General features: G+C 65.5%; 33 protein-coding genes. 17 read left to right on the top strand and 16 right to left on the bottom strand.

What is annotated here, in order from left to right; translation table 11 throughout:
* The first annotated feature begins 178 nt into the window (after positions 1-178).
* Positions 179-784 (top strand): cysteine hydrolase family protein, encoded by a 606-nt coding sequence (locus tag AC3A3G_RS16135; RefSeq protein WP_200167868.1) that lies wholly within the window; start codon positions 179-181, stop codon positions 782-784.
* Here the strand turns inward: AC3A3G_RS16135 and AC3A3G_RS16130 are convergent.
* The 4 genes from AC3A3G_RS16130 to AC3A3G_RS16115 form a co-directional block, all read right to left on the bottom strand.
* Positions 781-1,794 (bottom strand): DNA topoisomerase IB, encoded by a 1,014-nt coding sequence (locus AC3A3G_RS16130; RefSeq protein WP_487488707.1) that lies wholly within the window; start codon positions 1,792-1,794, stop codon positions 781-783. The two genes, AC3A3G_RS16135 and AC3A3G_RS16130, sit on opposite strands and share 4 nt — an antisense overlap.
* Positions 1,795-1,872: 78 nt before the next feature.
* Positions 1,873-2,577, bottom strand: coding sequence for a Crp/Fnr family transcriptional regulator (locus tag AC3A3G_RS16125; protein WP_487488706.1), 705 nt, complete (start codon positions 2,575-2,577; stop codon positions 1,873-1,875).
* Between the two features lie 56 nt (positions 2,578-2,633).
* Complete coding sequence (locus tag AC3A3G_RS16120; RefSeq protein ID WP_487488705.1) at positions 2,634-3,395, bottom strand: Crp/Fnr family transcriptional regulator; 762 nt, start codon at positions 3,393-3,395, stop codon at positions 2,634-2,636.
* A gap of 97 nt (positions 3,396-3,492) precedes the next feature.
* Positions 3,493-3,681, bottom strand: a complete 189-nt coding sequence (locus AC3A3G_RS16115) for a hypothetical protein (RefSeq protein WP_087141298.1) — start codon at positions 3,679-3,681, stop codon at positions 3,493-3,495.
* A gap of 156 nt (positions 3,682-3,837) precedes the next feature.
* On the opposite strand from AC3A3G_RS16115, the gene AC3A3G_RS16110 reads away from it, so the two are divergent.
* Positions 3,838-4,566 (top strand): Crp/Fnr family transcriptional regulator, encoded by a 729-nt coding sequence (locus AC3A3G_RS16110; protein WP_200167864.1) that lies wholly within the window; start codon positions 3,838-3,840, stop codon positions 4,564-4,566.
* Positions 4,567-4,615: 49 nt separating this feature from the next.
* On the opposite strand, the gene AC3A3G_RS16105 is transcribed toward AC3A3G_RS16110, so the two are convergent.
* Positions 4,616-5,116: a YciE/YciF ferroxidase family protein gene (locus AC3A3G_RS16105; RefSeq protein ID WP_487488704.1), complete on the bottom strand. Its 501-nt coding sequence runs from the start codon at positions 5,114-5,116 to the stop codon at positions 4,616-4,618.
* A gap of 146 nt (positions 5,117-5,262) precedes the next feature.
* Between AC3A3G_RS16105 and AC3A3G_RS16100 the strand changes: the two genes are divergently transcribed.
* Positions 5,263-5,682 carry a DUF6766 family protein gene (locus tag AC3A3G_RS16100; RefSeq protein WP_487488703.1) on the top strand — a complete coding sequence of 140 codons (420 nt, stop codon included), beginning with the start codon at positions 5,263-5,265 and terminating at the stop codon, positions 5,680-5,682.
* Between the two features lie 56 nt (positions 5,683-5,738).
* On the opposite strand, the gene AC3A3G_RS16095 is transcribed toward AC3A3G_RS16100, so the two are convergent.
* From AC3A3G_RS16095 to AC3A3G_RS16080, 4 genes are all read right to left on the bottom strand, one after another.
* A complete protein-coding gene (locus AC3A3G_RS16095) occupies positions 5,739-6,332 on the bottom strand; it encodes a DUF4142 domain-containing protein (protein ID WP_487488702.1) in 594 nt (197 codons plus the stop codon).
* Between the two features lie 19 nt (positions 6,333-6,351).
* Positions 6,352-6,591: a hypothetical protein gene (locus tag AC3A3G_RS16090; protein WP_368924703.1), complete on the bottom strand. Its 240-nt coding sequence runs from the start codon at positions 6,589-6,591 to the stop codon at positions 6,352-6,354.
* 129 nt (positions 6,592-6,720) lie between these two features.
* On the bottom strand, positions 6,721-6,915 hold the full coding sequence (locus AC3A3G_RS16085) for a hypothetical protein (RefSeq protein ID WP_200167860.1): 195 nt from the start codon (positions 6,913-6,915) through the stop codon (positions 6,721-6,723).
* A gap of 73 nt (positions 6,916-6,988) precedes the next feature.
* Positions 6,989-8,092 (bottom strand): flavodoxin family protein, encoded by a 1,104-nt coding sequence (locus AC3A3G_RS16080; RefSeq protein WP_487488701.1) that lies wholly within the window; start codon positions 8,090-8,092, stop codon positions 6,989-6,991.
* A 127-nt stretch (positions 8,093-8,219) separates the two neighbouring features.
* On the opposite strand from AC3A3G_RS16080, the gene AC3A3G_RS16075 reads away from it, so the two are divergent.
* A complete protein-coding gene (locus AC3A3G_RS16075) occupies positions 8,220-9,113 on the top strand; it encodes an SDR family oxidoreductase (RefSeq protein ID WP_487488700.1) in 894 nt (297 codons plus the stop codon).
* A gap of 4 nt (positions 9,114-9,117) precedes the next feature.
* Here AC3A3G_RS16075 and AC3A3G_RS16070 read toward each other — a convergent pair whose 3' ends face one another.
* Complete coding sequence (locus AC3A3G_RS16070) at positions 9,118-9,909, bottom strand: metallophosphoesterase family protein (protein WP_292055881.1); 792 nt, start codon at positions 9,907-9,909, stop codon at positions 9,118-9,120.
* A complete protein-coding gene (locus AC3A3G_RS16065; RefSeq protein ID WP_125901680.1) occupies positions 9,893-10,672 on the bottom strand; it encodes a nucleotidyltransferase family protein in 780 nt (259 codons plus the stop codon). Before AC3A3G_RS16065 ends, AC3A3G_RS16070 begins: the two co-directional genes overlap by 17 nt.
* 112 nt (positions 10,673-10,784) lie before the next feature.
* Between AC3A3G_RS16065 and AC3A3G_RS16060 the strand changes: the two genes are divergently transcribed.
* Together AC3A3G_RS16060 and AC3A3G_RS16055 are read left to right on the top strand one after the other, a co-directional pair.
* The gene (locus tag AC3A3G_RS16060) at positions 10,785-11,507 is read left to right on the top strand and encodes a cytochrome c oxidase assembly protein (RefSeq protein ID WP_487488699.1); all 723 of its coding nucleotides are present in this window, start codon (positions 10,785-10,787) and stop codon (positions 11,505-11,507) included.
* On the top strand, positions 11,504-12,220 hold the full coding sequence (locus AC3A3G_RS16055; protein ID WP_200167856.1) for a cytochrome b: 717 nt from the start codon (positions 11,504-11,506) through the stop codon (positions 12,218-12,220). Before AC3A3G_RS16060 ends, AC3A3G_RS16055 begins: the two co-directional genes overlap by 4 nt.
* Here AC3A3G_RS16055 and AC3A3G_RS16050 read toward each other — a convergent pair.
* Together AC3A3G_RS16050 and AC3A3G_RS16045 are read right to left on the bottom strand one after the other, a co-directional pair.
* Entirely contained in the window at positions 12,217-12,663 is a 447-nt protein-coding gene (locus AC3A3G_RS16050) for a DUF305 domain-containing protein (protein ID WP_487488698.1), read from the bottom strand. The two genes, AC3A3G_RS16055 and AC3A3G_RS16050, sit on opposite strands and share 4 nt — an antisense overlap.
* A gap of 72 nt (positions 12,664-12,735) precedes the next feature.
* Positions 12,736-13,476 carry a c-type cytochrome gene (locus AC3A3G_RS16045; RefSeq protein WP_487488697.1) on the bottom strand — a complete coding sequence of 247 codons (741 nt, stop codon included), beginning with the start codon at positions 13,474-13,476 and terminating at the stop codon, positions 12,736-12,738.
* 110 nt (positions 13,477-13,586) lie between these two features.
* Between AC3A3G_RS16045 and AC3A3G_RS16040 the strand changes: the two genes are divergently transcribed.
* From AC3A3G_RS16040 to AC3A3G_RS16015, 6 genes are read left to right on the top strand one after another with little or no spacing between them, the layout of a single operon-like run.
* Entirely contained in the window at positions 13,587-13,964 is a 378-nt protein-coding gene (locus AC3A3G_RS16040; protein ID WP_368924717.1) for a c-type cytochrome, read from the top strand.
* Complete coding sequence (gene coxB / locus AC3A3G_RS16035; RefSeq protein ID WP_487488696.1) at positions 13,954-14,904, top strand: cytochrome c oxidase subunit II; 951 nt, start codon at positions 13,954-13,956, stop codon at positions 14,902-14,904. Before AC3A3G_RS16040 ends, coxB begins: the two co-directional genes overlap by 11 nt.
* Entirely contained in the window at positions 14,901-17,447 is a 2,547-nt protein-coding gene (locus AC3A3G_RS16030) for a cbb3-type cytochrome c oxidase subunit I (RefSeq protein WP_200167851.1), read from the top strand. Before coxB ends, AC3A3G_RS16030 begins: the two co-directional genes overlap by 4 nt.
* Complete coding sequence (locus AC3A3G_RS16025) at positions 17,444-17,740, top strand: hypothetical protein (RefSeq protein ID WP_200167850.1); 297 nt, start codon at positions 17,444-17,446, stop codon at positions 17,738-17,740. Before AC3A3G_RS16030 ends, AC3A3G_RS16025 begins: the two co-directional genes overlap by 4 nt.
* A 54-nt stretch (positions 17,741-17,794) precedes the next feature.
* The gene (locus AC3A3G_RS16020) at positions 17,795-19,036 is read left to right on the top strand and encodes a putative DNA modification/repair radical SAM protein (protein ID WP_487488695.1); all 1,242 of its coding nucleotides are present in this window, start codon (positions 17,795-17,797) and stop codon (positions 19,034-19,036) included.
* A complete protein-coding gene (locus tag AC3A3G_RS16015; RefSeq protein ID WP_487488694.1) occupies positions 19,036-20,463 on the top strand; it encodes a UdgX family uracil-DNA binding protein in 1,428 nt (475 codons plus the stop codon). Before AC3A3G_RS16020 ends, AC3A3G_RS16015 begins: the two co-directional genes overlap by 1 nt.
* Before the next feature lie 260 nt (positions 20,464-20,723).
* Here AC3A3G_RS16015 and AC3A3G_RS16010 read toward each other — a convergent pair whose 3' ends face one another.
* The 3 genes from AC3A3G_RS16010 to AC3A3G_RS16000 form a co-directional block, all read right to left on the bottom strand.
* Entirely contained in the window at positions 20,724-21,236 is a 513-nt protein-coding gene (locus AC3A3G_RS16010; RefSeq protein ID WP_200167847.1) for a thioredoxin family protein, read from the bottom strand.
* A complete protein-coding gene (locus tag AC3A3G_RS16005) occupies positions 21,236-21,676 on the bottom strand; it encodes a hypothetical protein (RefSeq protein ID WP_409516125.1) in 441 nt (146 codons plus the stop codon). The genes AC3A3G_RS16010 and AC3A3G_RS16005 overlap by 1 nt, the downstream gene beginning before the upstream one ends.
* A 63-nt stretch (positions 21,677-21,739) precedes the next feature.
* A complete protein-coding gene (locus tag AC3A3G_RS16000) occupies positions 21,740-22,087 on the bottom strand; it encodes a hypothetical protein (RefSeq protein ID WP_200167845.1) in 348 nt (115 codons plus the stop codon).
* Between the two features lie 119 nt (positions 22,088-22,206).
* On the opposite strand from AC3A3G_RS16000, the gene AC3A3G_RS15995 reads away from it, so the two are divergent.
* From AC3A3G_RS15995 to AC3A3G_RS15975, 5 genes are all read left to right on the top strand, one after another.
* Positions 22,207-22,398, top strand: coding sequence for a hypothetical protein (locus tag AC3A3G_RS15995; protein WP_487488693.1), 192 nt, complete (start codon positions 22,207-22,209; stop codon positions 22,396-22,398).
* Between the two features lie 259 nt (positions 22,399-22,657).
* On the top strand, positions 22,658-22,960 hold the full coding sequence (locus AC3A3G_RS15990; protein ID WP_200167843.1) for a DUF2834 domain-containing protein: 303 nt from the start codon (positions 22,658-22,660) through the stop codon (positions 22,958-22,960).
* 125 nt (positions 22,961-23,085) lie between these two features.
* Positions 23,086-23,643 carry a hypothetical protein gene (locus tag AC3A3G_RS15985; RefSeq protein WP_487488692.1) on the top strand — a complete coding sequence of 186 codons (558 nt, stop codon included), beginning with the start codon at positions 23,086-23,088 and terminating at the stop codon, positions 23,641-23,643.
* Positions 23,644-23,650: 7 nt separating this feature from the next.
* Positions 23,651-24,124 (top strand): helix-turn-helix domain-containing protein, encoded by a 474-nt coding sequence (locus AC3A3G_RS15980; RefSeq protein ID WP_125901664.1) that lies wholly within the window; start codon positions 23,651-23,653, stop codon positions 24,122-24,124.
* Positions 24,125-24,225: 101 nt separating this feature from the next.
* On the top strand, positions 24,226-24,450 hold the full coding sequence (locus AC3A3G_RS15975; protein WP_368924729.1) for a hypothetical protein: 225 nt from the start codon (positions 24,226-24,228) through the stop codon (positions 24,448-24,450).
* Positions 24,451-24,590: the final 140 nt, after the last annotated feature.

Raw genomic sequence — 24,590 nt, 5'->3', positions numbered from 1 at the left:
CGTAGGTTCAAATCCTACTCCCGCACCCAAGCTTACAAAGCCCCGATGGCATACGCCGCGGGGCTTTCTGCTGTCTGCGCCTAAACATCAAACTTCCGGTGGCGATCAGGTCGCGTTGAACGTGGAAAGCCGGCGACTAGACGGGGGAACCCGCCAGAGGCCTGCGCTTTGGGCCGGTATGGTTTCCGGTATCCATTTCGGCCCCATAGCCGCAAACGCCGTCCATCTGTGCGTGGACATGCAAAGACTATTCGCGGAGGACACGGCATGGCGCACGCCGTGGATGGCGCGTGTCCTGCCAGTCGTCGTGCGTCTGTGCGAGCGCAAGGCCGAACGCACCTGTTTCACCCGGTTCATCCCCGCCCGTTCGCCGAGAGAGGGGGAGGGGGCGTGGAGGCGGTACTGGCGGCGATGGGCGTCGATGACGCTTGAGAATCTGGGTGAAGAACGTGTGGAGCTTCTGCCCGAACTGCAGGTCTTCACCCCGCCCGCCAGGGTGTTGGACAAGTCCCGCTATTCCCCCTGGCTCAACACGGGTCTGGCGTCGGCTCTGATGGCGAGCCAGGTCGACACCCTGGTGGTGACGGGCGCCGAAACCGATATGTGCGTGCTGGCGACTGTCCTCGGCGCCGTGGATATGGGCTTTCGCGTGGTGGTGGTTTCGGACGCCCTGTGCAGTTCCTCGGACCAGTCGCACGACGCCTTGTTGGCTCTCTATCATGACCGCTTCGGCCAGCAGATCGAGACGGCGGAGTGCGACGAGGTGCTCGAGATGTGGGCCTAGGCAGGTTCGCTCAGCAGTCGCGCCAGCCTTGAATCTAAACTCTGGGCGTTTGGATCCGGCAGACAGGTCGTGATGGTTCCGGATTCATAAAGCTCAATCACGCGCGGATGGACATAGGACGCCCGACAGACCGGCGGCGTGTTGCCCAGCAGGCTCGCGACCGCCTTCATGCAGGTCGAGATGTTTCGTCGCGCCTCGGTCTGGGACGTGGGCGGGGCCATTTCGTAGAAGGCGCGGGCGGCGGCGACGGTGGCCGCCCAGGTGCGGAAGTCCTTGGCGGAGAACTGATCGCCCATGGCCTCGCGGATATAGGCGTTCACGTCGTCTGAACTGATCGCCCACAGCTCGCCCTCTGCGTCGCGGTATTTGAACAGATGCTGGCCCGGGAGGCCTTCCAGGCCGCGCATGACGCGCGCCAGTCGACGGTCGCTGACCTTGACCCGGTGTTCCTTGCCGCTCTTGCCCCTGAACTCGAAGGTCAGGGCCGAGCCGTCGACCTCCAAGTGCCGCTTGCGCAGGGTCGTCAGGCCGAAACTACGATTCTGGCGGGCATAGGCGGCGTTGCCGACGCGGATGAGGGTGATTTCCAGCAAACGAACCGCCGAGGCCAGCACCTTTTCCTTGCACGGCCCACGTCGCGAAAGGTCGTTCTCCACCCGGTCGTGCAGTCGCGGCAGGCGTCGGGCGAAATCTGGCAAACGCGCAAATTTGTGCGAGGCGGCGCGGGCCGTCCAGTCGGCATGATAGCGGTACTGCTTGCGACCGCGCGTATCGCGCCCAGTCGCCTGGATATGGCCGTTTGGGTCGGGACAAATCCAGACGTCCTGCCACGCCGGCGGAATGGCTAGGGCGTCGATCCGCATCAGGATGTTCCGCTCACGGATCAGGCGCCCCTTTGGATCACGATAGCAAAAACCCCTCCCGCTCCGGCGGCGCGTAAGGCCTGGGCTCTCGTTGCTGGACCAGACGAGTCCGCCGGAAGGCGGCGGATTGATCACGTTTGTCGACATCGTCACGGCCCTTGCTGGGTCTAAGTCTAGGCAACGCCAGGCCCTGCCTCCGGCTCCCTTCTGCGCGCGGCCGTGCTCTCAGTTCATCGCGCCGCACCGGCATGAAAGGTCGGAGAGACTTCCCGCGTCCAGAATCGACGCCTTGCCGCGGCTGAAGCGCACCGCGCCCATCGCTTGCAGGTTGCTGGCGGCGGCGTTGATGCTGGTTCTCTGGACGCCGAGCATGGCGGCTAGCTGGGCCTGCTTCAGGCGAAGCGGCGCGCCGTTGCCGCCATGGTGCAGACGAAGCAGCCACTTGGCCAGACGCTCCGACACGCGATGGGAGGCGTTGCAGGCGGCTTCCTGTTCCAGAAGCGTCAGGCGTTGAACCGCCTGAAGGGCGATGAAGCGCGATAGCCAATCATGGCCGAGCGCCTCGCGGGCGGCGGCGGCGGGAACGCGGAACAGCCGAACATCCAGCAGCGGCCGCACGTCGGCGCGGCTGCCGCTAGAGCCCAGAGCGTGATCCCAACCGTAGACGGCGCCCGATACGATAGGTGCGACACAGACTTCACTGCCGGTTGGAAAGGCGCCGAGAACCCCGGACAGGACGAACCAGAGATGCTCCCTGTCCAGAGGAGGCTGCGCGTCGCCTGGGAGATCAACCTCTGTTCCCTCGGCGGTCAGGCGCTGCTGGGCATCCGGCGGCAGGACGCGATAGACCGGGTGATCACGGATGCTGGGCCGGGGGCGGCCGTGAGGTGAGGCGGAGGGGGATAGAATGGCGGCGGAATCTGCAGGCATGGGGCCTCCTGACCAGAAGCCCTGCCATGGCTGCCGCAGATCGCCACTCACATGGGTTAGTCGCGGCTGGGCGGCGCATCCGCGAGATCGTCGGCGATGCTGAGGCCTGCGGCCAAGGCCAGGCCCTGCAGGTCAGGCAGGACGGCCCGTCCCGTCCGGTAGTCGACCAGGCCTGCTCGCCGAAGTTGCTGCAGCGTCCGGTTCATGTGCACGGCGCTGAGGCCCAGGATGTCTGCGAGCATGTCCTGGGTGAGAGGCAGGTGAAGGACGCCGGGTTCCGCCGCGCCGAGACGGCTTTGCCGCTCGTACAACTCCAACAGAAGGTGCGCCGTTCGCTCATAGGCGCTGAGCCGACCCAGCCGAATGACATGCCGCGCCAGCCGCAGGCGCTCCGCCGAGCGAAAATGCCGCCAGGCTTCCAGAAGACGCGGGCTGACGTCTACGCCTTCGGAAATCGCCGCCCACAGCAGGGAGGCGTCAAGGGTGGAGGCTTCGGTCAGGGCCCAGACCGCCATGTCGGCGTCCACGACGTCGGCGGCCAGGATGACGTCGCCGGGCAGGCTGAGACCCACGATCTGACGACGGCCGTCTTCCAGCATGGCGCCGCGGGCGATCCAGCCGCGCGCCACCACACGGGCGTCCTTGCGTTCCGGATGAAGGGAAACGGCGCCGCCGGGCGGGTGAACCATGGCAGGACCGTGAAACCAGCTACGGATGCGTTCGATGTCGCCAGGCGACAGCACGGCGAAGCTGAACAGCATCCGCTCCAGCGACGCCGCGGCTATGTCTACATCATCTTGATAAGACTGATTCTTCATCCCTCTGACCAACAGCACGGCCGAGGGTGTTTCGTTCTTTACATAGGTTAGTCCAAGGGCTTGACGGTGACGCTTGCGGCGTCGGGACCGGAAGCCGTCAGGCGCGGTAATAGGAATCCGAGCAGAGGGTGCGCAGTTGGCGCCACGTGGCCTTGCCCTCGAGCTGAAAAAGTTCGGCCTGGGTATAACGATCCGAGATCAAGGCCTTGCGGACTTCGCTGGGTATGCGGAAGCGGCCGCTGCGCGCGAGTTCGAAGGCCCGCTCGATGACTGGTGTTCTATTCATGGTACAAACTCCCCTGTTACGGGAAGGCAATGCGGTTGCGCCCTGATGGGTTCATTGTGTCGCCTTTGAGGCGCTGTGGAACCTCGGCTGTTCGAGCCGATGGCAACATTCGCGAAGATCCGGCGTTGTGGTCGCGCCAAGCCTCAGGGAACCGCAATGCACGACCACAGCCGTTTGCTGGAAAACAAGCTGCAACGACGCGACGTCATTACGGATGGCGAAAGGCAGGCGCTCAGGAACGTGCTGACCCATGTCGTGTTGAAGCCCGCCGGCAGCGACATCGTCACTCAGGATGCGTTGGTCGATCATTCCAGCCTCGTCATCGACGGCTTCTGCGCGCGCTATCGCGATCTGAGCGACGGACGGCGGCAGTATACTCAGATCAACTTGCCCGGAGACTTCATCGACCTGCACGGCTTTGTTCTGAAGCGCGTCGACCATGGCGTGCGTGCGCTGTCCGACTGTCTCATCGCCGAGGCGCCGCATGAACGCCTGCGCAAACTGACGGAAGAGCACCCGCATTTGACGCGCTTGTTATGGCTGGAGACGGTGGTGGACGCCGCCATGCACCGTGAATGGCTGCTGGCCCTAGGTCGACAGGAGGCGCTGGAGCGGACCGCCCTGTTGGTCTGTGAAATCTACGCGCGCCTGGAAGCCGTGGGCCTGGCGCGCGACGGCGTCTTTCGTTTTCCCATTATTCAGGCGGAGATTGCGGATCTGCTCGGCATGTCCGCCGTGCACGTGAACCGTACGCTGAAGGTCATGCGCGAGGCGGGCTGGCTGGAGTGGACCGGATCGGAAGTTCGTATTCTCGAGTGGGATCGTCTGGCGAGCGCGGCCGAGTTCAATCCCTCTTATCTGCGGCTGGAGCGACTGCCGGTTTAGCGCAGGGTTACGGCCCCGCCGCTGATCAGGCGGCAGGGCCGGATGGAGCTCAGGCGGAGGGCTGCAACGCCTCGGCGTTGATTGCGGCGTCGGCGATGGCCGTCAGATCCTCGTCCGTCTGGCTTTCTTCCTGAAGCGTCTCGTCCAGCAGTTTGACGGCGTCCTTCAGTCCTATCACCTCGGCCCAGCGCTTGAGCGTGCCATAGCGGGTGATCTCATAATGTTCGACCGCCTGGGCGGCGGCCAGCAGACCGGCGTCGAGCGCTGCCGTGTCCTTGTACTCCTCGGCGATTTCGTCGCCTTCGGCCAGGATGCCTTCGATGGCGTCGCAGGTCTTGCCGCGCGCGGGCTTGCCGATGATCTCGAACACCTGCTGCAGGCGCTCGATCTGGCCTTCAGTCTGCTCGCGGTGCTTTTCGAAGGCCGCCTTGAGGTCGGGCGACTGGGCGGCGCGCGCCATTTTCGGTAGGGACTTCAGGATCTTGCGCTCGGCGTAATAGATGTCGCGCAAGGTGTCGTGGAAGAGGGTTTGCAGCGTTTTCTCGGGCATGGGGCTCTCCTGAAAAAGAATGGGGAGCCTGCGAAGCGGCGGGCGCACAAGCGCGTTCCTAGTGTTCGGATATGGACAGGGCTGAGCGCCACGGAACGCACAGGCCCACGAACTCTTCTGCCGATTTCAGAGTGTTGGAGCGCGACATGAAGAAGTACGCTTATGGCTGGATCACTCTGGCCTTCTTCACCATTTCCATCGTCTTGCATTGGGGCTTCGGCTGGGCCGCCTATGTGAACGAGGCCCGCGACCACGGACAGGCGGCGCAACTGACGCCCTATCTGGTGGAGATGGGGCGGGACACCTTCGAGAACTGGCAGTCCGAGTTCCTGCAACTGATCTGGCAGGTCGTGGGGCTGGCCTACTTTCTCTATGTCGGCTCGCCGTCGTCCAAGGAGAACGACGACCGGATGGAGGCCAAGATCGACGCTCTGCTGGAATTGGTCGATCAAGAACGCGGCGCGGCGCTGATTGAGGAGATCGACGCCAGCCATCTGCGTCGTCACGGCCACGCGAGCATTCATCTGGACCCGCCTTATGCGGTGCGGAAGCCCGTTGTCGAATAGGAATAAGGGGCGAACTGTCGTCCGCCCCTGATAGCGTCATGCACCAAGGCCCGGCGTCAGCGGCCCAAGCCGGCCTGCAACTGCTTGGCCCGCTCAAGATGGGCTTCGATCTTGGGCAGGACGTTGCGCGCATGTTCCGCCAAGGCGGGAACGTCCGCCTTGTCGGAGAAGCCGCGGTGAAGGGTGACGGCCTCCTCATGGGCGGCGACCTGTTGATCGACGTAGATCTTATCGAAGTCCGCAGTCGAGGCTGAGCGCAGGTTGTCGATCAGGCCCTTGCGGCGTTGGTCGAGTTCGGTCGTCAAGGTCGTGTCAGGCGCAGCCTGTCCGGCGGCTGCTCTCAGGGCGGTGGAGGCGGCTGCGTGGTCGGTCTTGATCATCTGGGCCAGTTCTTTGACCTGGGCGTTCTTCGATCGCTCCATGGCGATGTCGGCGGCCTGGATCTCGTACATGTCGCCCATGGCGGCGTTGGGCACATAGGCGCTGACCATATTGGCGCCCATGGTCGCGGCGGAGGTCTGACCGACCGGTTCGGAAACGGCGTCCTGCGCCTTATCGACGGCCTCGGAACCTTGCTGCTGGTTGCAGGCGGCGAGGGTGAGGGCGGCGGCTGATACGGCCAGAACGGCGACGGTTTGCTTCATCATCATTTGAACTCCTTGGGTAAGATCAGGGCTTGGCGGCCACGCCGGGGGTGACGGGCGCCAATTCTTGAGCCTGGGTCTGAGGCGGAGGCGCATCGACCTGCTGCAGGCCGCCGTCCGGCGTTTCGCGGATTGATAGAATGGCCTCCTGCGCGCGCATCAGGGGCGCGGCGGCGTCGGCGGCCTGGACATCGGTGGGCGAAGCGACCCGCAGGCGTCGCTGAGGGCCGCTGTCGCTGCCGACCACGACTTCATAGAAACGCATGTCGGCCTCCCAGGGTGAGGGGGCGCGGTGGGCGACGAGAGCGATCGGTCATGTCTTTTTCCTCCCTGTGACAGGAAGTTAAGCGGCGGGGCGCGGGGGTGTTCCAAACGCTCAAGCCTGAACACGCCGTCACATGACACGCTCCAGCGGCGCCTCGGCTCCCGTCATTCGTGGATCAGGAACCTTGGTTTCGGTGCGGAGAAAGCCGGTCGCCGCCGTGGCCAGATAGACGATGAACAACAGGACCAAGAGGACGCCGACAAGGATCAGCAGCCGTCTGGGGCGTCGCAGGATCGGGGGCTTTTCCTTGTTCGCGAGAGGCAAGGGCGAACTCCTTTCGTACTGGAAGGAGAAGGAAGAGGAGCGGTGCGTGTTCCATACGGCCCCGGTCGGCTCTCTATTTCTGGCGCGGCGGTTCGTGAGCGGGCTCAGGGGGCTTCGAGGCGTTGTTGCGCCAGGCCAGAACAGCCCTCGCCAGCTCTTCCGCCGCCAGCCGCACCTCATCCTGAACGGCCCGGTCGCGGTCGAGGGCGTCGTGGCTGGTGGCGTAAGGCTCCCAATAGCCGATGTAGCGGTCGATCTCCGCGTCGGCGCCGGCGGGCGACAGCTTCATCGAGACCAGCCAGTCGGACAGGGAGCGGCGCACGTTTTCCGCGCCTTCTACATCGCCATGGACGACCAGGGCGAAACGCCGACCCGCCAGGTGACGGGGATAGGGCCAGTCGGCCAGTTCAAGCGCCTTGGCCAGGGCGACGGTCTTGCCGTGCGTCGTCGTGGGATCTGGATTGCCGCCGTCGGCGCAGACCAGCCGGTCCATCATCAGCTTGAAAGGGCTGGAGGCGTGATACCAGTTGACCGGGGTGACGATCAGGACGCCGTGCGCGCGGACCCACATCGGATAGATGTCGTTCATCCAGTCGTGGACCTGGCCCAGGCTGTAGTTGGGATAGCAGCTGCACGGCCAATGGCAGAGGGCCGCTGCTGTGGAGAAGCAGGCCTTGCAGGGATGAATTTCCCGGCCGTATTCCGACGCCAACCGCGACAGGTCGAGGATTTCTGCCGCCATGCCCGCGCGCCTCTCAACCACCTCGCGAGCGATCTGGACCAGGCGCCAACTCTTGGACATTTCGCCGGGGCAGGTGTGCTCGGAACGGCTGGAAGCGTTGATGATCAGGATGCGCGAGGGCCCGGCGGCGTCGTCATGCTGCGCCTCGGCGGCGCGGAGGGCCGCGTGAGCGTCCAGCCCGTCCAGAGCCAGTTCATAGTCCGGCTCGGCGAAGCTCGGACCGGCGGGGCGTGTCAGCGGCGATTTTCGACCCCCGATGTAGCCGTCCCAGGCTGCGGCGGCTAGGCGGTCGATCTCGTCGCGCAGAGGGTCGAAGGCGGGGTCCGCGAACCGGCTGCGGAAGCGGGTTTCAAAGGTTGTGCGGTCCAGTTCTGGGCTGGGCATGCCCTTACGCGGCTCAGGGACGGCTAGAGCTTGGGGAACGGGATCTGGCATGCGGCTTCTCCGGCTCGGGTGCGTCGGAAACGTCGCGGCTGAACACGACGTTCCGCCGCAGGAGGGGAACGCGCGGACAGGGGGCGACTTAGGAGGGCATGCCCTTCACACGTCTACAGGAGCCGTCATGTCCGACCGCCTGACAATGCAGGATCCTCGCCATCAGTATCCGCGTCCGCCGTTTCCACGGCAGCCGCAGCCGGCGCCGGGTCTGGTCGCGAAGATGGAGCCGAAGCCCGATCATGGCGAGGAAAGCTATAGGGGCCATGGGCGGTTGAAGGGGCGCCGCGCCCTGATAACGGGGGGCGATTCCGGCATCGGTCGCGCGATCGCTGTCGCCTACGCCCGCGAAGGCGCCGATGTCGCGATTTCCTATCTTCCCTCAGAGGAGGCCGACGCGCGCGAGGTGATCGCCCTGATCGAGGCCGAAGGCGTCAAGGCGCTGGCCTTGCCCGGCGACGTGCGTGACGAGGCGTGGAATGCGACCATGGTGGCGCGCACGCTCGAGGCCTTCGGCGGTCTGGACATCCTGGTCGTCAACGCGGGCCGACAGCAGTTTCGCGAGGACGTGGGTGAAGTCTCGACCGAGGATTTCGACGCTACGCTGAAGACCAACCTCTACGCCCTGCACTGGCTGTGTCAGGCGGCGGCGCCCCATCTGCCGCCGGGCGCGGCGGTCATCACCACCGCCTCGATCCAGGCCTATGAGCCGTCGGACATCCTGTTGGACTACGCCACCACCAAGGGCGGGATCGTCACCTACACCAAGGCCCTGGCGAAGCAGCTGATCGAGAAGGGCGTGCGGGTGAACGCCGTGGCGCCGGGCCCCTTCTGGACGGTTCTGCAGCCCAGCGGCGGCCAGCCGCAGGAGAAGGTCGAGAAATTCGGCGCTCACAGCGCCTTCGAACGTCCGGGTCAGCCGGTCGAGATCGCGCCGGTCTACGTGCTGCTGGCCTCGCAGGAGGCGAGCTTCGTCACGGGCGAGGTCTGGGGCGTCACCGGCGGCGCCGGGATCGCCTGAGCTTTCAGACCTCGAACACGCGATAGGGCGTATCGCCCATCGTCCGCAGCACGGGCAGGGCGACATTGTAGACCGGGACGCCGCGCGCCGTGCGGCCTTCCGGCGCGCCGCGATGCGCATGGCCGTGCAGCACGAGCTTGACGTTCTCATAGCGATCGACGACCTCGGCCAGGCGCGACGAGCCAAGGAAGGCGTGGATCTCCGGCGGCTCGCCGATCACCGTATCCACCACCGGGGCGTAGTGGAGCAGAACCACGCTCCGCTCGGTCCGCAGCGTTCGGATCGAATTTTCGATGAGATTGGCGTCCTCAACCGCCTCATTGACGAAGGTCTTGATAGAGGCCTCGCCGAAGGAGCTGAGCATGTAGCGGCCGAAGCCGCCGACGAAGCCCTTGCCTCCGGCGAAGCCGACGCCGTCGATCTCATAGGCCTCGCCGGTCAGCATCTTGACCCCGGCCTCGGTCAGCATGCGGATGACTTCCTGCGGTTGGCCGCACTCATGCTCGTGATTGCCGAGCACGCCGACCATGGGGATGCGGCAGGCGCGCAGATCCTCCAGCAGGTTCTCCACCTCGACCGTCTTGCCGAAATTGACCAGGTCGCCGCACAGGCACAGCACGTCCGCGTCTTCATGCACTCGGTCGAACAGGTCGCGATAGGCGCGATGCGAGGTCTCGCCGACATGCAGGTCGCCGACGGCGGCGACGCGCAGCTTCTTCTTCGGTCCGGCTTCCATGCCCGGTTGAGGCGTCTGGCCTTCAGCGGCGGAGGCGGCGGTTTCAGGCGACGGGGTCATGGCGTTCCTCCAGGCCCTTGCCCACCACGTCGCCGAAGCCCCATTCGGAGATGTCGGCGATGTAGTCGCGCGGGCTGAACAGGCGGCCGCGGCAGACCTTCACGCGCGGTGCCGGCAGATCGACCTGGGCCTGCAGGCGGCCGATCAACTCCGTCATCAGCCACGCCGGCACCAGGCCGCGCTCGGTCGGATAGGCGAAGCGGAAGTTGAGCAGATGCGCCATCAGCACCTCCCAATAGAGATCCATCTGATCCAGCAGCGACTTCCAGTCGATGGCGTCGGCCTGTTTCAGGATGACGTGGTTCACATCGGCGCCGTCGTAGCGATAGCGGTCCTGGATGAAGGCCTTGGACAGGATCAGGGCGGTCGGCGGCGTGATCGTCACCTCATGACCGTAGACGGTGATGCGATCCGGCCCGAACCAGCTGTCGGACACGGCGATGGTGCCGTTCGACATGGCGAAGATGACGTCGAAGAAGTGCTTGTCGTCCTGCCAGACCTTGGCGATCCAGCGCTCGTCCTCGACGTCGGTGCGATAGCCGCGCGCCTGGAAGAAGGCCAGAATCCGGGGGTAGTCGCCGGGCTTGCAGAAGACGTCCAGATCCTTGGTAGGACGACGGATGCCCGTGTAGGCCGTGACGGCGTAGGTGCCCGACAGCAGGAAGGGCACGCCGGACTCCTTCAGCAGACGCAGGGCTTCCTCATAGAAGGCGCGGGCCTCGGGCGGTGGTTCGAAGGCGGGGTCGGCGACCGTGTCGGACATGGGATCAAGTTCCTGAACAGGGCAGGGAAACGGCGTGCGGAGAAACGCGGTTCCGTTCCTGTGCGCGACCGGACGCCGGTGAACCGTCGCGGCGTGGAGGCGTTGGCCCAGGATGATCGACGTCGCCTGGACACCCTATTGCGGGCCTGCGCCCGATCCCGCCGAGGCGCTTGGGCGCTGGAACGGCGATCTGATCCTGTTGTCTGTCATGGCGGCGGCGGCGACGGCCGGATTGATCCTGCTGCGCGAACAGCAGAGGGGACGCTTCAGCGCGGCGATGGCGGTGCTGGCGGTCGGCTTCATCTCGCCGCTATGCGCCTTGAGCTCCGCCCTGTTCATGGCGCGGACCCTGCATCATCTGCTGTTGGTTTTGGCGGCGGCGCCCCTGCTGGCCTTGTGCCTGCCTCGGTTGAAACCGCCGCGTCTGGCGGCGGCGACGGCGGTGCAGGCGGTGGTCTTTTGGGTCTGGCATGCGCCGGAGCCCTACGCTCAGGCTCTGTCGCATGACGGAATCTATTGGCTGATGCAGATCAGCATCCTGGGAAGCGCCGTCTGGTTCTGGGCGGCGGTTCGCAGCGCAAGGGGGCATGCGGCCGTCGCGGCCCTGCTGGCGGCCATGCTGTTGATGGGGCTTCTGGGCGCCTTGATCGTGTTCGCGGGCCAGCCGCTCTATGCGCCGCATTTCGCCAGCACCATGGCCTGGAACATGACGCCGCTGGAGGACCAGCAGGCGGCCGGGCTCATCATGTGGGCGCCGGCGGCGGCGGCCTACCTGCTGGCCGCACTGTGGCGGATTCACGGTCTGCTGAAGCCGGCGGGCGAGGCGGCGGCATGATCGACCGGCTGATCGCCCAGGCGCTGGAGTGGGCCGCCGGCCATCATGACGAGGGGCGCTATTCCCCTGTGGCCATCTGGTTTCACTGGATCATGGCAGGTCTGGTCGTGTTCCAGTTGGGCTGGGGCTGGTGGATGGGCCGGCTGCCGGTCGGCGGCGAGAAGGTCGCGGCCTATGAGGTCCATTTCGCCGTCGGCGTGCTGATGCTGTTGCTGGTGATCGGCCGCCTGACCTGGCGGCTGGTCGCGCCGGATCTGATCAATGACGCGGACAAGCCGGGATGGGAAAGCACGGCCGCCCACGTCACCCACTATGTCTTCTATCTCTGCCTGTTCGGCCTGCCGTTGTCGGGTTGGACGATGATATCGGCCACAGCGCGAGACGCCCAACTGGCGGCGGCGGGCTTCATACCCTGGCCGATGCTGCCGATGCAGGATCTGTCGAATCGTCAGCTCTGGGCGGTCGAGGCGGCGGCCGAGTGGATGCACTGGGGCCTCGTCATCGCCCTTCTGCTGATGATCCCGATCCATGCAGGGGCCGCGCTGAAGCACCATCTGATCGACCGCGACGACGTCTTCCACGCCATGCTGCCGGTTGTTCCGCAGCTACGGCCCCGACGCACGCGATGGCAGCGGCGATGGCGGGCGCTGGAGAAAAGGGTTGCGACGACCGTTCGGAGGCTGCGGCGCGGCCGCACCCGCTTCCAGGTCTAGAGTCGGTCCAGGATCGCCTGCATCTGGACGATCTCCCGCTCTTGAGCGATGATGATTTCGTCGCACAGGGCGATGAGCTCAGGGTCGGTCAGCTTGGCCTTTCCGCACATCAGGATCGCCCCGGAATGATGGGGGATCATGCCGCGGATCAGCTCCTGGTCGTTAATGGCCGCCTGGGCGCGCATGGCGTAGAGGCTGGCGGCGAAGACGACGGCGGCGATCCCGATGATGATCCAGTTGGCGCGCCTATTCTGAAACATCGAGCGCATCGACAGCAGCATCACCACGGCCATGGGCGCGACCATCATCAGCGTCATATAGACGTTGTTCAGGTTGAAGCGGAAATGATCGAGCGTCGCGATCATGGTGAACATCACCAGATACATGATGACGAAGTCGATCAGCAGTTCGAATGCGAGATTGCGATAGCTGTGGGCGTGCATCAGCGGCCTCCACCGGGTTGTTCTAGTCGTGAGACAACCAATCGCTGTGTGCGTGGTCTGTTCCCGAGGAGTTCAGCCGCCGTCGGAACGAGCGGGGCGGCGGATTTCGCGCGACGCGGCCGGGCGCGCCGCAGCGGCGACCGAGGCGGCGCGGGCGACCGACGCTTCGGCGCGGACCGGGGAGGGCGGCTGGGTCGACAGCCAGGCGGCGATGGCGCGGGCTTCGTCGTCCGTCAGCCGTTGGACGCCGGCGGCCATGACGCCGCGCGGGTCGTTTCGCCGCTCGCTGGACTTCCAGCGGTCAATCTGTTCCAGCGTATAGGCGGCGGGCTGCCCGGCGACGATCGGCTGCCCTTCGCCCGCACCTTGGCCTTCAACGCCATGACAGGCGGCGCAGGCCGTGATTCCGCGCGCCGTGTCGCCGGTCAACCAGATCTGGGGCGGAGAGGCGGTTGAAGTCTGAACGGCGGGCGGGGGCAGTCCGGCGTACCAGGCCGCGACGGCCCTGCGCGCGTCCTGATCCAGGCCCTTGGCCACGCGGGTCATCACGTCGTCGGGACGCAGGCCGCTGGCGTAATCCTCCATCTGTTTCTGCAGATAGCCCTGGTCCAGACCGGCGAGGCGGGGCGTCGAGACGCCGTCGCCTTCGCCCTTCAGGCCGTGACAGGTGAAGCAGGCGTTGGCCGCGCCGCCTGCGCCCCCGCTCATGGCGATCACCTCGCCGGACGCCTGAAAGGCGCGGTCGGTCGCGCCTGGCGTCGCGTCGCAGGCGGCGAGGGTCAGTCCCAGAAAAGCGAGGAGCAGGGCGCGCACCCCGGTCCAACACCGGCTTTGCGCCGCCGGTTCCGCCTCGGAACCCCTGGCCGCCCGGCGGATTGGTTCTGGCGAAGCGGAAAGGGGCCGTATGCCGTCATGTCGCGACGATGGGGAAGATAGGCGCTGCAGTTTCGGCCGCCGGCCTGCTGGGCCTGGCCGCCTGCGCGGACAAGGCCGGAGCGCCCCGCGACCTGGCGGGCGCCGACGCGGTCGAGGGGCTGCGCCTGATCCGGACGCAGGGCTGCGGCGCCTGCCACGTCATTCCCGGCGTGGCCTGGCCCGAGGGGCGGACCGGCGGATCGCTGGCGGGCGTGGGGGCGCGGCCGATGATCGCCGGGAGGCTGCCGAACCAGCCCGCGGTCATGGCCGCCTTCGTGCGCGACGCGCCGTCGTTGCTGCCCGACACCGGCATGCCGCCCATGCCCCTGAGCGAAGCCGAAGCCCGCGACATAGCGGCCTATCTCTATACGCTCGATGACGACTGAGACGCCGGACATGCTGGGCGGCTGGCCGCCGCCGGTTCTGGACCCGGCCGGACCGTTCGCCGGGCCGGTGACGGTGGTCGCCTGGGTGCTGTTCGTCATGGGCGCGGTCGTGCTGGCCGTTGTCCTGATCGCCCTGGGCGTCGCCTTGTTCGGGCCGAGGACGTGGAAACGTCGCGTTGGCGGCGAGCGGCTGGTCTGGATCGGCGGCCTGGCCTTTCCGGTGGTCGTATTGACGGGCCTGCTGATCTACGGCCTCAGCGTCACCGCGCGCGTGTCGGATGCGCCGCGCGACGGCGAGATGCGCGTGCGCGTCACCGGCGAGATGTGGTGGTGGCGCGTGGCCTATCTGGACGACCAGGGCCGCGAAACGGTCCAGGACGCCAATGAGGTTCACATCCCCGTCGGCCGTCCGGTGGTGATCGAGCTGGAGAGCGCCGACGTCATCCATAGCCTGTGGGTGCCGCGCCTGGGGGGCAAGACGGACATGATCCCGGGCCGCCGCAACTTCATGCGCCTGCAGGCTGACAAGCCGGGCGTCTATGCGGGACAGTGCGCCGAATATTGCGGCGGACCTCACGCCCTGATGGGTTTCGTCGTCGTCGCCCATGCGGAGGCCGACTTCGAAGCCTGGCGGGCCAGGCAAGCCGCGCCCGCCGCGCCGTCCGCCCTGCCCGGCGCGGGGGCGTTCAGCGTCTCGGGCTGCGGCGCCTGCCATACCATACGCGGAACCGAGGCCAACGGCCTGGCCGGGCCGGACCTGACCCATGTCGGTTCGCGCCAGACGCTGGGCGCGGGCATCCTGCCCAACAATCAGGGGACGATGGCGGGATGGATCGCCGACAGCCAGGGGATCAAGCCGGGCAATCGGATGCCGTCCTATCCGGTGCTGACCGGGCGCGAGCTGCGGGATCTGGCCGCCTATCTGGACAGTCTGAAATGACGTCGGAAACCGGCTTCGACGTCCGCAAATACGATCGCTTTCCCACCGAGGAGCCGCGTCCGGACGGTGAGCTGGAGCAGCTGGAGGCCGCCTGGTGCGGTCCGCGCCGTCCCGGCGAGTGGATCACGGCGATCAACAACAACATCATCGGCGTCTATTACGTCGGCGCGGCCATGCTGTTCTTCGTGTTGGCAGGAGTGCTGGCGCTGTTGATGCGCACCCAGCTGGCCCTGCCGATGACGGGCTTCCTGCCGCAGGATACCTACAACCAGATCTTCACCATGCACGGTACGGTGATGATGTTCCTGTTCGCCGTGCCGGCGGTCGAGGCGTTGGGCGTGCTGCTGTTGCCGCAGATGCTGGGGGCGCGCGACCTGCCGTTTCCGCGCCTGGGGGCCTACGCCTTCTGGGCCTATCTGATCGGCGGCCTGGCCTTCTTCTGCTCTCTGTTCTTCGGCCTGGCGCCGGACGGGGGATGGTTCATGTACCCGCCGCTGACGGGCATGACCTATTCGCCGGGGATCAACGCCGACTTCTGGCTGCTGGGTATCGGCTTTATCGAGATCTCGGCCATCGCCGGAGCGATCGAGATCATCGTCGGGGTGCTGAAGACGCGCGCGCCTGGCATGACGCTGGACAAGTTGCCGGTCTTCGCCTGGGCGATGCTGATTTTCGCCTGCATGATCATCATCGCCTTTCCCTCGGTGATCCTGGCGACCTTGCTGCTGGAGCTGGAACGGGCGCTGGGCTGGCCCTTCTTCGATCCGCTGAAGGGCGGCGATCCCATGCTGTGGCAGCACCTGTTCTGGTTCTTCGGCCACCCGGAGGTCTACATCATCTTCCTGCCGGCGGCGGGCGCCATGTCGACCATCATACCCGCCATGGCGCGGACCAGGCTGGTCGGGCATCCCCTGGTGGTCATGGCCATGCTGGCGACCGGCTTCATCAGCTTCGGCGTGTGGGCGCACCACATGTTCACCACCGGCATGCCGCAGATCAGCATCAACTACTTCAGCGCCGCCTCCATGGCGGTCAGCGTCCCTGCGGGCGTGCAGGTCTTCGCCTGGATCGCCACCATAGCGGCCGGAAAGATGCGCTTTACCACGCCCGGCCTGTTCGCCGTGGGCGGCCTGATCATCTTCGTCATGGGCGGGCTGACCGGGGTGATGGTCGCCATGGTGCCCTTCGACTGGCAGGCCCACGACAGCTATTTCATCGTCGCCCACCTGCACTATGTCCTGATCGGCGGCATGGTCTTTCCGATGTTCGCGGCCATCTACTATTGGCTGCCGATGTCCAGCGTCCGGCCGCTGAGCGAACGCATGGGCAGATGGATCTTCTGGCTGATGTTCGCCGGGCACAACATCGCTTTCATGCCGATGCATCTGACGGGGCTGATGGGGATGCCGCGTCGGGTCTACACCTATCTGCCGGGGCGGGGCTGGGATCTGCCCAATTTCATCTCCACCGTCGGCGCCTTTCTGTTCGGTCTCGCGGTCCTGCTGTGGGTCGTCGACATGATCCGCAACTTCCGCCCCTTCGGCCCGCGCGAGGCGGGCAACATCCACGACGGCCCAGGACTGGAGTGGCTGCCCAGCGGCTATTATTCCGTGCGCTCCGTCCCCGTGGTGAAGAGCCTCTATCCGCTGTGGGAACAGAAGAGCTTGGCGAAGGAGGTGGAGGAGGGGCGCTGGTTCCTGCCCGGCGCGGCGGGAGGCGAGCGCCAGACCCTGGTCACCAGCCCTCTGAACGCTGAGCCGCAGTATGTCTTGCGCCTCCCGCGTCCGTCACCCTGGCACGTGTTCGGCGCCCTCTTCACGGCAGGCTTCTTCCTGATCCTGACCATCCAGGCCTATGTCGCCGCCGTGGTCAGCGGCGTGCTGGCGATCTACTGCATCATGCGCTGGTGCTGGTTTCTGGATGCGCCGCACAGCCGCAAGACGACCGACATCGGAGCGGGCGTCCGCGTACCCAACTATGTTTCGGGTCCGTCCAGCCACGGCTGGTGGGCCATGGTGATCGTGCTGATTGTCGGCGGCATGGTCTGCCTGCTGGCGGGCTTCTCCTATGTCTTCCTGTGGAGCCGGCGGCCGGATCTGTGGCAGGCACCGCCGGAGACGGCGTCGATGATGCTGCACCTCGGCGTTCTGGCCTTGGGGGGGCTTTGCGCCGCAGCGGCGCCGCACGTTTTGCGCCGGACCGGGAAGGGAGCGGAGACGCTCGCTACGGTTCTTCTGGTCATCAGCGCCATCGGCGCCGCGACGGCGATAGGGCTTGAGCTCCAAGCCTGGTGGACCGCTGGGCTCAAGCCTGACGCCACCAGCCAGGGCGCCGCTGTCTTCGCCCTGCTCGGCTGGTCGGCGACGTTCGCCGGGATCGGGATGTTGATGGGACTCTACATCCTGCTGCGACGGGCGTTCAGGCGGCTGTCGGCCGAGCGGCCGTCGACGGTAGACCTGATCGGCCTCTTCATGACCTATACGGCGGCGCAGGCGGTGATCGTGGTGCTGCTGATCCGACTGTTTCCGAGCTCCGGCGCATGAGGCGCTGGCTGGCGATGACGGCGGGGCTGCTGATCTGGGCCGCGCATTTTCTGGGGCTTTACCTGTTGGCCAGCGCCGCAGACGTGTGGTCCTCGACCGAGGCGGCCGCTGGTCGCTGGATCGGATTGGGTTTCAGCCTTCTGTGTCTGACGCTGATCGCCGTCGCGGCCTTCGCCACGGCGCGGCGTCCGGCGCCGGATGAGCCGGCTCTTTGGGAGCGGCGCGTCGCCCTAACCGGCGCTCTGGTCGCCGCTGTCGGCGTGACCTGGCAGACCGCACCGCTGGCGTTCTGAGAAATCGCTCCAGCCAAGCTGGATCATTCCACGGCTGGAACATATCATGAACAAATGGCGCAGATTGATTTGAGACGAAAGCTGGCGGTGCTGGCGGATGCGGCGAAGTATGACGCTTCATGCGCCTCATCGGGTTCGGCCAAACGAGATTCCTTGGGCGGTCGCGGGATCGGCTCGACCGAGGGCATGGGCATCTGTCACGCCTATACGCCGGACGGCCGGTGCGTCAGCCTGCTGAAAATCCTGCTGACCAACTTCTGCATCTACGACTGCGCCTATTGCATCAACCGGGTGTCATCGAACGTCGAGCGGGCGCGTTTCACGGTGCAGGAGATCGTGGACCTGACCCTGGCCTTCTACAAGCGCAACTATATCGAGGGCTTGTTCCTGTCGTCGGGGGTGATCCGCAACGGCGACTACACCATGGAGCAGCTGGTCGAGGTCGCGCGGCGATTGCGCGAAGACCACCACTTTCGCGGTTACATCCATCTGAAGCTGATCCCGGAGGCGGACGCGCGGCTGGTCGAGCTGGCGGGCTTCTATGCCGATCGCTTGTCCGCCAACATCGAACTGCCTCGCGACGAGGCCTTGGGCCGACTGGCGCCCGAAAAGGATGCGCGGACAATCCGCAAGGCCATGGGGCAGGTGCGGCTGAAGCTGGAAGCGGCCCGGCCCGAAAAGAAGGACCGCAAACGCCCGCCCGTCTTCGCCCCAGCGGGGCAGTCGACCCAGTTGATCGTCGGCGCCGACGGGGCGCCGGACACGGAGATCATGGCGCGCAGCGCCGCCCTGTATGGCGGTTACGGCCTGCGCCGGGTCTATTATTCCGCCTTCAGCCCCATTCCCGACGGCTCCAGCCTGTTGCCGCCCACCAAGCCGCCGCTGATGCGCGAACACCGACTTTATCAGGCCGATTGGCTGATGCGATTCTACGGCTTCACCGCGCCCGAGATCGGGGAGGGGACGGACGATGGCATGCTGGATCTGGCCGTCGATCCCAAACTGGCCTGGGCCCTGCGGCGGCGCGAGGCCTTTCCCGTCGACGTGAACCGTGCAGCGCGTGAGACGCTGCTGCGGGTGCCGGGACTGGGCGTGAAGGCGGTCGACCGCATCCTGTCCGTGCGGCGGCATCGGACCTTGCGGTTGGAGGACGTGGGGCGGTTGACGCGCTCTATCGAGGCGGTGCGGCCGTGGATCACGGCGCTGGATTGGACGCCCGGCGGCCTGACCGATGCGGCGGACTTGCGTGCGCGCCTGGCCCCCCGGCGCAAGGCCGAACAGTTGAGCCTGTTCTGATGCGGACCCTTGTCCTGGCCGATCCGCTTGATTTCGACGGCTGGCGTGAGGCGGCGCGGCGTTTGCGGTTGGCGAGCGTTGAGCCGGCACAGGTGCGGTTTGTCGTGGGCCATTCGCGTGGCGACCTGTTCGACGAGGCGGCGGCTCTTCCCGAAGTCGAGGGCGCATTCAACGCCCCGCGCGCCTTCATGGAGACGGCGGCGCAGTTGATCCAGCATCGATCCGAGGATCGTTTTGATCTGATGTATCGCCTGCTGTGGCGCTTGAAGGATCAGCCTGACTTGCTGAACGTCCTGTCTGATCGGGACGTGGCCGAGGCGGCTGATCGGGTGAAGGCGGTGCGCCGCGCCGCCCACAAGATGAAGGCCTTCGTCCGATTCCGACAGGCCGAGGATAAGGCAGGCGAACACTGGGTCGCCTGGTTCGAGCCGGCGCATCGCGTGCTGCAGGCGACAGCTCCTTTCTTCGTCCGTCGGTTCAGCGCCATGCGATGGACGATCCTGACGCCGGACGGCTCAGCTCATTGGAACGGCGAGGCGTTGGCCTGCCGCCCCGCCGCCGAGCAGGCGCAGGCTCCGACCGAGGACGCCATGGAGGATTTCTGGCGCACCTACTACGCCTCGACCTTCAATCCGGCGCGGCTACGGCCTCAGGCGATGCAGTCGGAAATGCCCAAGCGCTATTGGAAGAACCTGCCTGAGGCGGCGCTGATCCCGGAACTGATGGCCGCCGCGTCGGTTCGCACCGAAGCCATGGTGACCCGCCCCACGTCTCGACCCAACGACAGGTTCCAGCGCGTCCGCGCGCCGGTGGTCGATCGCGCGGCGACTGACGATCTGGCTCCCGAAAGCCTGGATGAATTGGCGCGCGGCGTTCAGGGGTGCCGCCGCTGTCCGCTATGGCGTGACGCCACCCAGGGCGTTTGCGGCGAGGGGCCGAAGCGCGCTGCTTTGATGGTTGTGGGCGAGCAGCCGGGGGATCAGGAGGATCTGGTCGGGCGACCGTTCGTCGGGCCTGCGGGCCGTCTTCTGGGCGCGGCGTTTGAAGAGGTGGGACTGAACCGACGCGATCTCTACCTCACCAATGCGGTGAAGCACTTCAAGCACGAGCCGCGCGGCAAGCGTCGCTTGCACAAGACGCCCAATGCAGCCGAGGTCCAGGCCTGCCGCTGGTGGCTGGATCACGAGCGGCGTCTGGTGAGGCCCCGGCTGATCCTGGCGCTGGGCGCGACGGCGGGTCTGGCGGTGCTTGGCCGAAAACCGGCCGTGCAGGCCGAGCGCGGTCGGGTCATGACGACGGCAGACGGCGCGCATGTGCTTCTTACGGTGCATCCCGCATATCTGCTGCGCCTGCCTGATCCGGCTAGGAGGGATAGCGAACGCGCCAGATTTCTGGCGGACCTCGCGGCCGCATCGGCCCAGTTTTAGAGTCTGTCGGCGAAGCTCAGGCGATGAAGTTAAGTGTGAGGAATCGCCCAAATCCAGCTCCCGCACCCAAGCTTACGAAGCCCCGACGGCATACGCCCCGGGCTTTCTGCTGTCTGGGACACTACGGGCCTTGCTCTGGAAAGAGGACTGGCTGCTCGAGCCGCAGACGTAGATCGTCTATCAGCATGTTTCGGTGGAATGAGCGCAGGACCAGTGCTCGAGAATAGGAAGTCGTCGCCGTGTTGATGGGTCTGGTCGGCTCAGGCGGGAAGATCCGCCAGACTCGACAACTCATCGTAGATCGCATCGCCTGTCCGGCTTTCGGCATTTCGCCAACTGGTTGCTGTCGTGGGGTTCACCAGAACTCCGTCGTTCGTAAGCACCAGGACGTTCGGCAGGCCGGGTAACTCCGGCAGCCCGAAACGACGCGCGATGCGCAGATTGTGGCCGTCACCGCTACGCGGCATCCCGATGTTCACAAAGACCAGTTCGTATTTGCGTTCGATGAGATCGGCGAAACGGCTGGTCTCCAGCCAACCGGCAAGCGCGCGGCTGTCGCTGCACCAGTTGGCGCCCATCACCAGTAGAACCCGCTTTCCTGATTGCCTGGCGCGCGCCAGCGCGAGATCCACGTCGGCCGACGCATCGTCGCTCACATGATAGGAGCGGGCCTCCGGCTTCGTCGCCGCCACGAGCAAAGGCGCGGGCGGGGGTGCAGAGGCGCAGGCCGTCACGGCGAGCGCCGCAGAGAGGATCAGCGTAAATTGTTTCATTAGGCGATCTCCCATGGACGGCGCGACCAGCGATGATCATCCATGCGATGTCCCCGGCGCCGAACCACGCTTCGCCACGAATTCGGCGCCCGGTCAAGCTGACAGCGCCTGCTGGCGCCGCCTGTCTTAGGCGGCAACGGCCAGATGTTGGAACCCGCCGCGGGGCTGGTTTTTGGCTTGTATGGCTTCCGGCGCCTCGTTTGGCCCTGTACCTGCAAAAACGTCCATTTATGCGTGGGCATAAGGACTATTCGCAGAGTGCCACGCCGTGGATGCGGCGCGTCCTGCCGGGCGTCTGAAGCATATCTTCGTCGCTGCGCCGGCGAAGCTTCAGGCAGCCTCTCTCCAGGGCGCAGCGGGCGGGCCAGGCTGTCGGCCTCCATCTCGCGCAATTGCTGGATCAGTATTTTCTCGCTGATGTCGGGAATGAGTCGCTTCAATGCGCCCAAGACGGCTCCTGACGGACCGAGGCGTGAACGCGCTGTGCGCCTGGCGGCGCGAGCTTATGGATGAGCCAGGCCCGCCGTCGCGTGCAAGGCGGCGCCGACAAGGAAGGCTATGGTCAACACGATGGACACGCGGTTCCTGGCGGAAAACAGAACGGGTTGCAGGGCGGCCCTGAGCAACCAGAAGCCCGCGCCCGCCAAGGCCAGCACGCCCATGTTCTCGTCTGCTCTCAACCAGAACAGAGCGGCGCCATAGGCGAAGAAGCAATAGGTCAGCATCACATTGAGCGTTTGAGTGACGGCGGTGTTGATTGGTCCGGATGACGCAAGCGTCGAGGGCCAGCCGAACAGCCGCCAGAACATCAAGTGAAAGAGACCGAAGCCGATATCAAAAATCGACGCCACGACGGCATATGTCAAAATCGGTTCTCTGATATTCGAGTGAGCGAGCGCCGGTCGATGACTATCTGATCCGTTGAGCGGACGAAATGCGCAACGTCAGCGCAGGCGTCAGGTGCGGGGACATGATCGCGCTGTTGAACGATGCGCCTAGCGAGGGGGCGATCCGACGCGGCGTCGAGGTCGATCAGGTTGCTTTCGAGCTCATCGCCCATCGGGCGTCGGCCAATGTGGCCGCGCTGATGGACGATCAGAAGCAGTTTCGGTGGGCGCGTCTGGCGTCCAGCCGTCTAGTCCAGGCGGTCCGATCTGAATGAGGCGCCAACCCCTCATCGCCCCCATTCTTTGAGCGACAGGCCCGAGCCATGCCGCCGGAACGATCCGTTCTGAAGCTTTCCGACGTCGGATGACCTGACGAGGCCTGACGCCGCGTGTGGAGCCAGCAGGTGAGCAGGCCTCCATTTACGATCAGTTGGCGGGGCTTCATCTTTGAGGGCTTCAAAGGAGGTGGCGCATGAGATTACGATCTCAGCTCAAAGGGCTGTTTGGGGTAGCGGAAGCTGAGAGTGGCTGAAAATGAAGACCTTCTATTTGCTGATGGCGCTGATCGGGACGATCATTCCCTGGGCGCTGTTTGGATCTTTCTTTGCGTTGAACGGAATTGATGTTCCGCTCTTTCTGCGCTCGTTGTTTGTGAATGGAGCGGCAGGCGGCTTTTCGGCCGATGTGCTGATTTCCATCCTGGTGTTCTTGACGTGGTCATGGCGAGACGCCGCCAAGCAAGGGGTGGCGCGATGGTGGCTGGTGCTTCCCGCCAGCGCCTTCGTGGGGCTGTCGCTGGCGCTGCCGCTCTACCTCTATTTGCGAGAGCGAGACTGAAAGCCGCGCTTGGTTCTGTACGGATGGGTTGGGCCGCTTACCTGGAGAGTCAGCCGAGCGCAGGCTCTTTCATCCATTTCCAATCACGCCGCGCGGACTGGTGATGCTGTTGCGGGAACCGAGTGTTGCGGGCTCAGCGCGGTCGCAGGCCCGGACAGGTCTGTGAGTTCGATCCTAAGGAGTTCGGCGGCCATGGGCGGGTCGCGGTTCGCGAGCACGGCCCCGACCACGACCACGACGGCGTCATACCGAGGGAAGGCGACCACTTCGGAATTGACCCCGAGCGTGCCGCCGCTGTGGCCAAACCAGGGATGCTCCTCGAAGCTGCCGGTACTGAAGCAGAAGCCGTAACCCAGGTCTGGAAGGTTTCCGCGGGCGGGGCCCGACACGATCTATTTCTGCTGAAGCAGGCGGGCTGTTTCCGGTTTGACGAGACGGCCGGACTGAAGCGCGGAGAAGAACCGTTCCAGATCTTCAACCGTGCTGAAGGCGCCGCGACGCAGGCGCGCGAGGCTTCGGTCTGTGCGCTGAGGTCTTGTGCTTGCGCTGCGACCGGCGACAGGAGCAGCAAGGCGGTGCAGAAAGCCGTCAGGGTTCGACGAGACGATATTCTTTTGTTCTTGTTGGGGCGGTCAGGCGGCGTGCCCGGTTGTGTTGATAATGTGACAGCGCTAATATATTGAGTCGAACATGGCTAACAGCATCACTCTCGGCGCCCAGTTGCGGCGTCTCCTCGAATTGCTCGACGGCGACGTCGAGACGGCCTACCGCCGGGCCGGCCTGAACTTTCGTCCGCGATACACGCCGATATTCCGGGCGCTCCTCAGGGAGGGCGCTTTGAGCATTAAGGATGTTGCGAACCTGGCCTGCGTCACTCACTCCGCAGCGAGCCAGACGATCGCGCAGATGACCCGGGAGGATCTGGTTCAAATCGAAATGGGGCGCGATCGTCGTGAACGCCTGGTCGGCCTGACGCCGCGCGCCCTGGCTATGACGCCGGACCTTGAGCGCTGCTGGGCGGCGACAGCGCGCGCCGCCGCGTCGCTGGACGAGGATCTGTCCTTTGAGCTGGAGCCCGTCCTACGCGCGGCTGTCGCCGCCCTGACGGCCAAGCCGTTTCTGGATCGAATGGTCGGTCCGCAGGACGCTTACAAGAAGGATTGAAGCGGCCTTGCGTGGGCCTTTGGTTCCGGCCGGGGCGGCGTCGTTGCTTCTGCATGCGGCGCCCTTGATGATCGCGGGTGGCTTCTGGGCCGCTCGTCCCGATGTCGTCCATATCCCCCGATCCGGTCTTCGAGGTCGAACTGGTCGAGGAAGGCTTCGACCTGGCCATCCGGGTTAACCCCGCCCCGGACGACAGTCTGATCGGACGGTGTTTCGCCCACGACGACATGCTGCTCGTAGCGTGCCCGACCGTGTTCGACAGGGTGGAGAATGAGGCCCCGAACAGCCGCTATGCCAAAGGCGGCTCTCCAGTGATCGAGCGATAAATCATGTGGCTCGCACGGGTGGCGGCGTCCTGCGTCAGATTCCTGTTTCGATCACCAGGCGTCGGGTTCGCGGACCATATGCACGATGTTGGCGGGGTTCATGATCCAGCCGCCGCGAAATCCTTCGCCCAGCGGTTCGA

The sequence above is a fragment of the Brevundimonas sp. Soil_N_31 genome (genome assembly GCF_057655995.1).
The sequence above is the reverse complement of the archived record's forward strand: the minus strand, read 5'-3'. Positions and strand labels throughout refer to the sequence as shown.

What these genes read in the sequence shown, in the direction of transcription:
- AC3A3G_RS16135 (WP_200167868.1), top strand. Translation starts at nt 179, where the DNA reads ATGGTTTCCGGTATCCATTTCGGCCCCATAGCCGCAAACGCCGTCCAT.
- AC3A3G_RS16130 (WP_487488707.1), bottom strand. Translation starts at nt 1,794, where the DNA reads ATGTCGACAAACGTGATCAATCCGCCGCCTTCCGGCGGACTCGTCTGG.
- AC3A3G_RS16125 (WP_487488706.1), bottom strand. Translation starts at nt 2,577, where the DNA reads ATGCCTGCAGATTCCGCCGCCATTCTATCCCCCTCCGCCTCACCTCAC.
- AC3A3G_RS16120 (WP_487488705.1), bottom strand. Translation starts at nt 3,395, where the DNA reads ATGAAGAATCAGTCTTATCAAGATGATGTAGACATAGCCGCGGCGTCG.
- AC3A3G_RS16115 (WP_087141298.1), bottom strand. Translation starts at nt 3,681, where the DNA reads ATGAATAGAACACCAGTCATCGAGCGGGCCTTCGAACTCGCGCGCAGC.
- AC3A3G_RS16110 (WP_200167864.1), top strand. Translation starts at nt 3,838, where the DNA reads ATGCACGACCACAGCCGTTTGCTGGAAAACAAGCTGCAACGACGCGAC.
- AC3A3G_RS16105 (WP_487488704.1), bottom strand. Translation starts at nt 5,116, where the DNA reads ATGCCCGAGAAAACGCTGCAAACCCTCTTCCACGACACCTTGCGCGAC.
- AC3A3G_RS16100 (WP_487488703.1), top strand. Translation starts at nt 5,263, where the DNA reads ATGAAGAAGTACGCTTATGGCTGGATCACTCTGGCCTTCTTCACCATT.
- AC3A3G_RS16095 (WP_487488702.1), bottom strand. Translation starts at nt 6,332, where the DNA reads ATGATGATGAAGCAAACCGTCGCCGTTCTGGCCGTATCAGCCGCCGCC.
- AC3A3G_RS16090 (WP_368924703.1), bottom strand. Translation starts at nt 6,591, where the DNA reads ATGCGTTTCTATGAAGTCGTGGTCGGCAGCGACAGCGGCCCTCAGCGA.
- AC3A3G_RS16080 (WP_487488701.1), bottom strand. Translation starts at nt 8,092, where the DNA reads ATGCCAGATCCCGTTCCCCAAGCTCTAGCCGTCCCTGAGCCGCGTAAG.
- AC3A3G_RS16075 (WP_487488700.1), top strand. Translation starts at nt 8,220, where the DNA reads ATGTCCGACCGCCTGACAATGCAGGATCCTCGCCATCAGTATCCGCGT.
- AC3A3G_RS16070 (WP_292055881.1), bottom strand. Translation starts at nt 9,909, where the DNA reads ATGACCCCGTCGCCTGAAACCGCCGCCTCCGCCGCTGAAGGCCAGACG.
- AC3A3G_RS16065 (WP_125901680.1), bottom strand. Translation starts at nt 10,672, where the DNA reads ATGTCCGACACGGTCGCCGACCCCGCCTTCGAACCACCGCCCGAGGCC.
- AC3A3G_RS16060 (WP_487488699.1), top strand. Translation starts at nt 10,785, where the DNA reads ATGATCGACGTCGCCTGGACACCCTATTGCGGGCCTGCGCCCGATCCC.
- AC3A3G_RS16055 (WP_200167856.1), top strand. Translation starts at nt 11,504, where the DNA reads ATGATCGACCGGCTGATCGCCCAGGCGCTGGAGTGGGCCGCCGGCCAT.
- AC3A3G_RS16050 (WP_487488698.1), bottom strand. Translation starts at nt 12,663, where the DNA reads ATGCACGCCCACAGCTATCGCAATCTCGCATTCGAACTGCTGATCGAC.
- AC3A3G_RS16040 (WP_368924717.1), top strand. Translation starts at nt 13,587, where the DNA reads ATGGGGAAGATAGGCGCTGCAGTTTCGGCCGCCGGCCTGCTGGGCCTG.
- coxB (WP_487488696.1), top strand. Translation starts at nt 13,954, where the DNA reads ATGACGACTGAGACGCCGGACATGCTGGGCGGCTGGCCGCCGCCGGTT.
- AC3A3G_RS16030 (WP_200167851.1), top strand. Translation starts at nt 14,901, where the DNA reads ATGACGTCGGAAACCGGCTTCGACGTCCGCAAATACGATCGCTTTCCC.
- AC3A3G_RS16025 (WP_200167850.1), top strand. Translation starts at nt 17,444, where the DNA reads ATGAGGCGCTGGCTGGCGATGACGGCGGGGCTGCTGATCTGGGCCGCG.
- AC3A3G_RS16020 (WP_487488695.1), top strand. Translation starts at nt 17,795, where the DNA reads ATGGCGCAGATTGATTTGAGACGAAAGCTGGCGGTGCTGGCGGATGCG.
- AC3A3G_RS16015 (WP_487488694.1), top strand. Translation starts at nt 19,036, where the DNA reads ATGCGGACCCTTGTCCTGGCCGATCCGCTTGATTTCGACGGCTGGCGT.
- AC3A3G_RS16010 (WP_200167847.1), bottom strand. Translation starts at nt 21,236, where the DNA reads ATGAAACAATTTACGCTGATCCTCTCTGCGGCGCTCGCCGTGACGGCC.
- AC3A3G_RS15995 (WP_487488693.1), top strand. Translation starts at nt 22,207, where the DNA reads ATGATCGCGCTGTTGAACGATGCGCCTAGCGAGGGGGCGATCCGACGC.
- AC3A3G_RS15990 (WP_200167843.1), top strand. Translation starts at nt 22,658, where the DNA reads ATGAAGACCTTCTATTTGCTGATGGCGCTGATCGGGACGATCATTCCC.
- AC3A3G_RS15980 (WP_125901664.1), top strand. Translation starts at nt 23,651, where the DNA reads ATGGCTAACAGCATCACTCTCGGCGCCCAGTTGCGGCGTCTCCTCGAA.
- AC3A3G_RS15975 (WP_368924729.1), top strand. Translation starts at nt 24,226, where the DNA reads ATGTCGTCCATATCCCCCGATCCGGTCTTCGAGGTCGAACTGGTCGAG.